Here is a 2,713-nt window from a genome sequence, read left to right on the forward strand (position 1 = left end):
AGCCCGCCCTGTACTGCGAAGTAGTCAGGGTCGGGTAGTTTACAAGTGACTTTAGCCGCCCGCAGCAGTGGGATGGAGTTTTTGCTCACGGATGAAGCTCCCCTGCTCTCGGTGGGGGGAGTGTCCCGTTATTTGAAATCGCTGCTGGCCGGGGATCCCTACTTGGTCAGGCTGTGGGTGAGCGGGGAAGTCTCCAGTTGCCAGCGCAACCGCAATGGCCACCTGTTCTTGACCCTAGTCGATCCGGAAACCGGTGACGTTCTCAAGGGGGTGGTCTGGCAGGGCCAAACTTCCAGGCTCAGCTTCTGGCCGGAAGTGGGGCAACAGGTGCTTGCCCTTGGGCAACTTGGCATCTATAGCGGCGGCAGCCATTATCGCCTCGTCATCTGGCAATTGCTGCCTGCCGGGGAAGGGCTGTTGGCGTTGCGATTTCAACAGCTCAAGGCCCGCCTCAGTGCTGAGGGCTTGTTCGATAACCAACGACCTCTGCCTGTTCATCCCCAGTGCATTGCCGTCGTCAGTTCCCCCCACGCTGCCGGCTGGGGAGATATTCGGCGCACCCTCAACCAGCGCTACCCCGGGCTACGGGTGCTGTTCTCCCCAGCTCAAGTGCAAGGGGAGGCGGCCCCGGAATCAATTGTGCGGGCCATTCGCCGGGTGGAACAGGATGGGCGGGCGGAAGTGCTTCTTTTGGCGCGGGGCGGTGGAGCCAGCGAAGATTTGGCCTGTTTTAACGATGAGCGGGTGGTGCGAGCCATTGCCGAATGTCGGATCCCGGTGGTCACCGGGATTGGCCACCAGCGGGATGAAACCCTGGCTGACTACGCTGCCGACTACGCCGCCCATACCCCAACGGCAGCTGCCGAGCGGATCGTGCCGGATCTGGGGGAATTGCAGCGTCAGGGATCCCAGTTGCGCCAGAAGTTGATCGAACGCACTCGCCAAGCTTTGGAAAGGGCCCAGCAGCGTTTGCAGCAGGCCCAACACCACCTGGCTTACGTGCATCCAGAGCGGCTGTTGCAACAGGCTCAGGATCGCTTGACCCAACACCAACATCGCCTGCTCCAAGCCGTGCGCCATCGCTTCCAGCAACGCCAACAGCACCAACAGGCCCTGCAAGATCGCCTCCAAGCGCTCGATCCCGAAGCCATTCTGAAACGGGGCTATGCCTTGGTGCGAGATGAAGAGGGATCCCTGATCCGCACCCATCGCCTGCCTCCCCAAACCCGCCTGATGATACAACTGGCCTCGGGAAGCCTATGGGTACGAGTAGAGGAGAGCCATGAGCCGCCGCAAACGTGAGGAGCCGTGGCGCTATGAAGCAGCCATTGCCGAGGTGGAAACTTTGATTGCCCAGATTGAATCGGGGGAACTGGATCTGGCAGAAGTGGTGGAGCGCTTTCAACAGGCCGCCCGAACCCTGAAAACCTGCGCGGACTTTTTAGAGCAAAAGCGGCAGCAGGTGGAGATCATCATCGAGCAATTGGGCCAAGAGGAAGAAGACTCGCAGGCGTTCTAGGGATCCCACCTGATCATTCCCCCTGCACTGCTGTCGCCATTCTGCTTCACTATGGATGGTCGTTGGATGGTTGTCTTTATCCTTGCGCCCCCATGCCCGCAAAGATCCTCGATGGCAAAGCCTTAGCCGCCCGCTTGCAAGCGGAGATGGCCGCCCAAGTGCAAGCTTGGATACCCCAGGTGGGGCGGCCACCGGGATTGGCAGTGCTGCGGGTTGGAGAGGATCCCGCCAGTGCGGCTTATGTGCGCGGCAAAGAGCGGGCCTGTGAGCGGTTGGGCATTGCTTCTTTTGGCCGACATTTTTCCGCCCAAGACTCCCCTGCCCATTTGCTCGACACCATCGACCAACTCAATCAGGACGAGCGGGTGGATGGCATCCTCGTCCAACTGCCCCTGCCCCCCGGCTGGGATCCCATCCCCCCCCTTCTGGCCATCAATCCCGACAAAGATGTGGATGGACTCCATCCCCTCAACCTGGGCCGGCTGTTGCGCGGCGAGCCCGGCTTGCGCAGTTGTACCCCCTTGGGCGTGATGCGCCTGTTGCAAGCAGAAGGGATCCCGATTGCAGGCCGAAAGGCAGTGGTGGTCGGTCGCAGCATCTTGGTGGGCAAGCCCTTGAGCTTGATGTTGTTGGCCGCCGATGCGACGGTCACCCTAGCCCACTCCCGCACCCCCGACTTGGCAGAAGTGACCCGCGCCGCCGACATTGTGGTGATGGCCGTGGGCCGCCCCCGCCTATTGAGGGCAGACATGGTGAAACCCGGCGCGGTGGTCATCGACGTTGGCATCAACCGCATCGAGACCCCCACCGGAGCCGAGCAATTGGTGGGAGATGTGGACTATGAAGCGGTCAAAGAGTTGGCCGCTGCCATCACGCCCGTACCGGGAGGCGTAGGGCCGATGACGGTAACGATGCTGCTGGCCAACACCCTACAGAGCTATAAACTGCGCAGCCACTTGTGTAGCCATTTGTGTAGCCATTATTAAACAGGAATGAAACATTTCTGTTGCATTGTTCCCTAACTTCCCTCTCTCTCTGGGAGAAGAGCTGGGGTTGGTCGCGGCAGCGGCACAGAGCGCTTGGGGAGTGTCTCAATCTAGCTTGAAATGACTATGGTTTGGAGACTGTTCTCAAAATGTTCTGTTGCTTGGATCCTGATACATTTACGCTGAACACTGCTGAACATCACTGTTC

General features: G+C 60.0%; 3 protein-coding genes. All 3 read left to right on the forward strand.

The annotated features are described in order from the left end of the window. Positions 1-45: 45 nt before the first annotated feature. The 3 genes from xseA (at position 46) to folD (ending at position 2,505) form a co-directional block, all read left to right on the forward strand. Positions 46-1,302, forward strand: a complete 1,257-nt coding sequence (gene xseA / locus NW843_RS07985) for an exodeoxyribonuclease VII large subunit (RefSeq protein ID WP_414522619.1) — start codon at positions 46-48, stop codon at positions 1,300-1,302. Further along, entirely contained in the window at positions 1,283-1,519 is a 237-nt protein-coding gene (gene xseB / locus NW843_RS07990; RefSeq protein WP_414350295.1) for an exodeoxyribonuclease VII small subunit, read from the forward strand. The genes xseA and xseB overlap by 20 nt, the downstream gene beginning before the upstream one ends. Positions 1,520-1,611: 92 nt before the next feature. Next, positions 1,612-2,505 (forward strand): bifunctional methylenetetrahydrofolate dehydrogenase/methenyltetrahydrofolate cyclohydrolase FolD, encoded by an 894-nt coding sequence (gene folD, locus NW843_RS07995; RefSeq protein ID WP_414522620.1) that lies wholly within the window; start codon positions 1,612-1,614, stop codon positions 2,503-2,505. Positions 2,506-2,713 lie beyond the last annotated feature (208 nt).

Origin of the sequence: Synechococcus sp. R5-12 (assembly GCF_047502655.1) — a bacterium.
GTDB lineage: Bacteria > Cyanobacteriota > Cyanobacteriia > Thermostichales > Thermostichaceae > Thermostichus.